The sequence below is a fragment of the Nostoc cycadae WK-1 genome, from assembly GCF_002897135.1.
Classification (GTDB): domain Bacteria; phylum Cyanobacteriota; class Cyanobacteriia; order Cyanobacteriales; family Nostocaceae; genus Nostoc_B.
The window spans coordinates 198,236-204,696 of record NZ_DF978429.1; the positions used below are offsets into that span (position 1 = coordinate 198,236).

General features: G+C 40.2%; 4 protein-coding genes. 3 read left to right on the plus strand and 1 reads right to left on the minus strand.

Going from position 1 to position 6,461, the window contains the following annotated elements; genetic code table 11:
• The first annotated feature begins 71 nt into the window (after nucleotides 1–71).
• Nucleotides 72–3,950, plus strand: a complete 3,879-nt coding sequence (locus tag NCWK1_RS14930; protein ID WP_103125252.1) for a hybrid sensor histidine kinase/response regulator — start codon at nucleotides 72–74, stop codon at nucleotides 3,948–3,950.
• Nucleotides 3,951–4,265: 315 nt separating this feature from the next.
• On the plus strand, nucleotides 4,266–5,135 hold the full coding sequence (locus tag NCWK1_RS14935; protein ID WP_096581603.1) for a DNA/RNA non-specific endonuclease: 870 nt from the start codon (nucleotides 4,266–4,268) through the stop codon (nucleotides 5,133–5,135).
• Between the two features lie 224 nt (nucleotides 5,136–5,359).
• On the opposite strand, the gene NCWK1_RS14940 is transcribed toward NCWK1_RS14935, so the two are convergent.
• On the minus strand, nucleotides 5,360–5,761 hold the full coding sequence (locus tag NCWK1_RS14940) for a nuclease A inhibitor family protein (protein ID WP_096581605.1): 402 nt from the start codon (nucleotides 5,759–5,761) through the stop codon (nucleotides 5,360–5,362).
• Nucleotides 5,762–5,976: 215 nt separating this feature from the next.
• Here NCWK1_RS14940 and NCWK1_RS14945 point away from each other — a divergent pair, with 215 nt between their 5' ends.
• Nucleotides 5,977–6,366, plus strand: a complete 390-nt coding sequence (locus tag NCWK1_RS14945) for an MAPEG family protein (protein WP_103125253.1) — start codon at nucleotides 5,977–5,979, stop codon at nucleotides 6,364–6,366.
• The last annotated feature ends 95 nt before the right edge of the window (nucleotides 6,367–6,461 follow it).

A 6,461-nucleotide genomic window follows, 5' to 3' on the forward strand; every position in this document is an offset into this window, starting at 1 on the left:
AGATGTAAAACTATAAAAAACTCAAATTTCAGCACGCTAGTCTAGTTAGAGATGCAGTGACAAAAATATCAATGCTAAACAGCAAACGCTTGCAACTGAAAGATGTACGGAATTCAATAGTAGTCAAGGTTGCAGCAGCGATCGCCATCCTCACAGGTAGTTTTGTCCTATTTGGGTGGATGTTCGACATTGAATTTCTCAAAATGGGGAACAACCCTAGTTTGTTCACAATGAAGGCCAACACAGCGCTGTGTTTTATCTTATTAGGTATGTCGCTGTGGTTGTCACAAATCAACAAAAACAAGCAGACTGATGTAGATTTTAGACAGAAACTCAAGCGCAGACGGCAAGTTATTTATTTATGGCTGGCTAGAGCATTGAGTTTAATACCAATCATAATTGCCTTACTGACAATTATTCAATATTTATTTGGCAGGAATTTTGGAGTTGACGAGCTACTGTTTCGGGACACACAAACTCCTTTATTGACATCTTATCCAGGCAGGATGGGATTAAATACAGCAGCTAACTTTTTTTTCCTAGGCTGTGCTTTAGAACTTTTGATTTATCCAAAAGGTGAACGCCATCATTGGTATAGTCAAATTCTGACGCTGATGGCTGGGGTGATTTCCTTAGAAGCGCTCATCGGCTACACCTACAAAATCAAAATTCTCTATAGTCTCTTTGCTAATGGAACATCGATGGCATTACACACAGTATTACTGTTTAGTGTGCTGTGTATGGGAATTCTCTGGTCAAATGTAGACCAAGGATTTATGCGCGTAATTACCAGTGAAAATTATGGCGGGTTACTGGCGCGTCGTTTATTAATAGCGGCGATCGCTGTTCCGCTATTATTAGGCTGGTTGATTGTTCAAGGCCAACGAGCCGGACATTATGACCCGGATTTTGCCATAGCAGTGTTTGCACTGATTTTAATTATTATTTTTGCCCTGTTGATTTGGCAATGTGCCGCAGTAGTAGAACGCCTGTGGTTCAACAACGAGCGCACGCAAACAGCCCTGAGAACCTATGAAGAAAAACTCAAAAGTTTCGTAGATGCGAACGTCATTGGGATCTTGTTTGGTGATGTGTACGGCAATATTCACCAAGCAAATGACGAATTTCTCAGAATGGTTGGTTATACCCGCGAAGATTTACTTGCAGGTCAATTAAAGCGGGATACCATCACACCGCCAGAGTATCAGCATTTAGATGAACAAGCGATCGCCCAAGCCAAAGCAAATATTAATGGCGCTTGTACACCATATAAAAAAGAATATCTTCGCCAAGATGGTAGCCGCATACCAGTTTTAGTTGGTTACGTATTAGTGGGAGAACAACAGCAAGAATCTGTAGCCTTTATTCTGGACTTAAGCGAACGCCAACAAGCACAAGAAAAAATCCTGCAATTAAATCGAGATTTACAGCGGCGGGTTGTGGAGTTGCAAACCTTGTTGGATGTGATTCCCATAGGAATTGGCATTGCGGAAGATGCTGAATGCAGAACAATTCGCGTTAACCCTTGTTTAGCCAAGCAATTAGGCATCTCAACAGAGATTAATGCTTCTCTCACCGCACCTGTTGAAGAACGACCCACAAATTTTGAAGTCTACTATGAGGGTCGAGAACTATTGCCAGAAGAACTACCTATGCAGTATTCCGCCGCGCATGGTGTAGAAGTTCTCGATTTTGAATTAGATATTATTCATGACAATGGCCAAGTCACCAAGTTGTTAGAATATGTCGCCCCTTTATTTGATGAAGAAGGTAACAGCAGGGGTTGTATTGGCGCATTCTTAGATATCACTAGCCGCAAGCAAGCCGAGGAATTACAGCAGAACCAACAAAAATGGCTGGAAGATGTATTAAATCTTATGCCCAGACCATTGCTATTGATTGAGCCAGAAACTGCACGGGTAAAATTTGCGAATCGCACTGCGAACGAATTAGCAGGAGGCGAATTTCCGCAAGATATCCCAGCCGAAGATTATCACACAGCCTACTATTGCACAGATGCCACAGGCAACCGCATTCCCAATGAGCAAATGCCAGGGGTACGAGTTGCCCGTGGTGAGCGGTTGCATAATGTAGAAATGGACTGGCACACTAACCAAGGTGTATATTCCTTATTAATATTTGCAGATACACTGCCGGCAATGCACGGCTATCCAGCTACCTGTGTATTGGTATTTCAAGATATCACTAAGCTCAAGCAAGCAGAAAAAGCATTGTCACTAGGTAATAAAAGGCTGCAATTATTATTTAGTACAGCCAGCGCTCTTTTATCTAGCCAGCAACCTGTGGCGCTGATAGACAGAGTTTTCAGTCATCTTCAAGAACAAATTAATTTAGATGTTTACTTCAATTATTTGATTGAAGATAACTCTCAAGTAATGCGTCTCGCTTCTTATGGCGGCGTGACAGCAGAACTAGCAAAAGAAATTGAGTTATTAGAATTTGGTAAAGCAGTCTGCGGTACAGCAGCCCAATGTCGCCAATTTATATATGTAGAAGATGTCCAGCAATCAAGCGACCCCAAAACAGAATTAATTCGCTCACTAGGTGTGAAGGCTTACTACTGTTACCCATTAATTGCTCAAGGTAAGTTGTTCGGTACCCTTTCTTTTGGTAGTTGCCGACGGGATTTCTTCACCGAAAATCAAAGAGGAATGATGCAGGCGATTTGCGACCAAATTGCGATCGCAATGGAAAGGGCAAGTTTAATTAGTTCCTTGCAGCAACAAACCGAACAGTTGCAAGAAGCCAACCGGATGAAAGACGAGTTTTTAGCCATACTTTCTCACGAATTGCGATCGCCCCTCAATGCAATTCTCGGCTGGGCGCAGCTGCTACGTAGTCGCAACCTGAGTGAAACTCAAATTGCCAAAGCCTTAGAAACCATTGAGCGCAATGCGAGAACACAAACTCAGATGATTGAAGACTTACTCGATATCTCTCGGATGATTAGGGGTAAGTTAAATCTCAAAGTTTCTCCGTGCAATCTGATCACTATTATTGAATCAACCATTGAAACTGTGACTTTAGCCGCCCAAGCCAAAGAAATTGAGTTGCAATTTTCTAGTATTAATCAGGGCGATTTACAGCACAACGCCAGCCAATTTTTAATTTCTGGTGATAGCGATCGCTTACAGCAGATTATGTGGAATCTACTCTCTAATGCCATTAAGTTTACACCCCAAGGCGGAAGAGTGGAAATTCAAATTTCCAGGAGCGTTGGTCATGTGACCGAATCTCTCAGCTACGCACAAATTCAAATCATTGATACAGGTGTGGGCATTCAGCACGAGTTTTTGCCTTACGTTTTTGATCGCTTTCGTCAAGCCGATAGTTCTAGCACCAGGGCGCACGGTGGCTTAGGATTAGGTTTAGCAATCGTCCGTCACTTAGTAGAATTACACGGTGGGACTGTAAATGTAGATAGCCCAGGAGAAGGACAAGGTACGACTTTTACCGTCCAATTACCTTTACTTCTGCCCAACAAAGAAACTATTTCTGCGCCAGGTATCATACCAGAAGCAGACATTATTCTATCTGCATCTTCCTCATTGGCTGGTGTACGCGTCCTGGTAGTGGATGACGAAACCGACACCAGGGAATACATATACACAGTACTGCAACAATGTCAAGCTCAAGTCCAAGCAGTCAGTTCAGTTAAAGAAGCATTACAAGTCATTTCTCAGTGGAAACCCGATGTAATAGTCAGTGATATTGGTATGCCAGGTGAGGATGGTTATTCATTAATTCGCCAATTGCGATCGCAACCGCCAGAACAAGGCGGTAAAATTCCCGCCGCCGCTTTAACCGCCTACGCTAGAGCCGAAGACCGAATGCGTGCGATTCAAGAAGGTTTTCAACTACATTTACCTAAACCAATACAACCTGCTGAGTTAGCTACCGTAGTTGCCAGCCTTGTAGGTAGAACTTAAAGTTGGGTTTCTCTTAATTTCACCCAACCTAAGAATTACCAGCTAGAAAATTTTTCTCCAGAGAAAGGATATATTTATCTGTTTTAACTGTATTTATTTACAGTTAATTATTTTTTCGTACAGTACTTATGCGTAAATCACTATTAAGAAATTGTACTAATATTTAGCACTAATCATTACTAAAAATTAATGTCCGGTTTACATGGTTTTTACCTCCTCTTATTAAACCGGATTTATATTTCAATCGCTAAGTTTTGCTTATTTTCTGTAATCAATACAGAGAAAACTTTGCTCTGTTTATACAAATAACAACAAATGCAGAAGTCTAAATTTTTCAAGTTTATTCTACCTATTGCTTTACCAGCAGCAGCTTTTGCCATATTTAATTCTGTCCAAAAGCCCCTAACTGCTCAAAGCAATGTAAATCATTTAGCGATGGGAAATCCCACTAATGCAGGCAGTAGTCTCAATAATTTATTATTAAGCAAATTTCAGTATGCTACTTCACATAACTGTTTCCGAGGAACACCAAATTGGGTAAGTTGGCAATTAAACTCATCATGGTTAGGAAGTGCGCCTCGCCAAGATGATTTTCGTGCAGATACTACCTTACCTTCGGGCTGCTATCGAGTCCAAGGTACAGATTACACAGGTAGCGGCTTTGACAGAGGACACATGACTCCTTCCGCCGATAGAACCAACACAATTGCTAACAATTCTGCTACCTTCTTGATGACAAATATCATTCCCCAAGCTCCTGATAATAATCAAGGTGTATGGGCAAATTTGGAAAACTATACTCGAAGTTTAGTCACCTCAACCAAAGAACTCTATATCATTGCTGGTTCTTATGGTACTGGTGGTACAGGGTCAAATGGTGCGAGAAACACAATTACAACACCTACTGGTGGTACAATTACTGTCCCAGCCAGAACTTACAAAGTGATTGTGGTTTTAGATAAACCAAATTCTGGAGCTAGTAGCGTAACTACCAATACAAGAGTTATTGCGGTAGATATACCCAATACACAGGGTGTGAGAAATGCAGATTGGAGAAGTTATAGAATTAGTGTTGATACTTTAGAATCAAGACTTACTAGTGCCACAGGAACTACCTACAACTTTCTTTCTAACGTTCCTAGCTCTGTGCAAAATGTAATTGAGGCTAGAGTTGACAATTTATAAACAAGACTTACGCAAAACGAACATATTTTCGTCATTGCGACCGTAGGGAAGCAATCTCAAAGCCTTTATTTGCGTGGCGAGTGTGTAAGTCCTAGTCAAGATAGTTAGTTGTGTTTATACCAAGTTGTCTTAGTTTGAATTATTGGTTTTTAATTTTCAACAAAACTAACTTTGGCAACTTGGTATCAAGCTTCAAGCCTGTCTGTGCAGACAGGCAAATAAAATTAGGTTTCTACAACTTTTGTAGAAATTCCTGCTAAATCACCAGATGCCGTTTTACCAATAATATAGACATCAATATTTATCATTCCTAAACGATAAACTTGGATATCTGTGAGATTATCCTTGAGTGTTTTAAGCATAGCTTGAAATTTTTGTACATCTTGTTTTTGAATTTCATCATGCCATTTTTTGTCTTCAGCACAATTACGAAAAAAATAATCTAAGTCTACTATTTCCATTGGGGTTTCTCGCGGATGACTTGTTAACTGGAGAAGTTTTTCATTAGTCAAAGGCTCTTGAGCTTGACCTGTCCAGAAAACAACGTCAAAGGGATATTCTGATTCACTCATCATGAGCAAACCATGAGAAGTTTGCTTCAGATTTTCCGTAACTTGATTAATCATACAGTTGAGATTGTGATAATAAATTAAGCCTTAAAAATTACAACATATTTAGAGAAAATTGCGGAAATCTTAATACTATCCTAATTACTGAAGCGATCGCTTATTTTTTATGTAAATATATTGATTTTCTAGGTGCTGATCCAAAGAAAAAACTCTGTGAACGCCCATAGATGAGACGAAAGAATTATACTTTGTTGATAAATGAGGATTTGGATATGTCACCTTGGACTAGTCTCATCACGGCCTTAACACTACTGCTATATTCAGTGATCACAATTAATGTTGGTCGAGCTAGAGCAAAATACAAAGTAATGCCTCCCCAAATGACAGGAGACCCCAACTTTGAACGTGTACTGCGCGTCCAACAAAACACCCTAGAACAGACTCTTTTATTCTTACCAGGTTTATGGTTATTCTCTGTTTATGTCAGCCCATTGTGGGGGGCAATTATCGGTGTTATCTGGCTAGTAGGTAGAATTGTCTACGCTTGGGGATATTATCAGGCGGCAGAAAAGCGAATGATTGGCTTTGCTATTACTACTATTAGTGGGACAGTGCTACTTTTAGGTTCGCTGATTGGTATCATTCTCACTTTGGTAAAGTGATAAACTGCTGTAGAGCGTTAAATTAACGCTCTACAAAACTTAGAGAATATTTTAAAACCCATTATTTATCTGACTTTTCCCGTTAAGTCTTGAAA

Bases quoted from the DNA above. Each gene is read 5' to 3' on its own strand.
- NCWK1_RS14930 (WP_103125252.1), top strand. From the start codon at position 72: ATGCTAAACAGCAAACGCTTGCAACTGAAAGATGTACGGAATTCAATA.
- NCWK1_RS14935 (WP_096581603.1), top strand. From the start codon at position 4,266: ATGCAGAAGTCTAAATTTTTCAAGTTTATTCTACCTATTGCTTTACCA.
- NCWK1_RS14940 (WP_096581605.1), bottom strand. From the start codon at position 5,761: ATGATTAATCAAGTTACGGAAAATCTGAAGCAAACTTCTCATGGTTTG.
- NCWK1_RS14945 (WP_103125253.1), top strand. From the start codon at position 5,977: ATGTCACCTTGGACTAGTCTCATCACGGCCTTAACACTACTGCTATAT.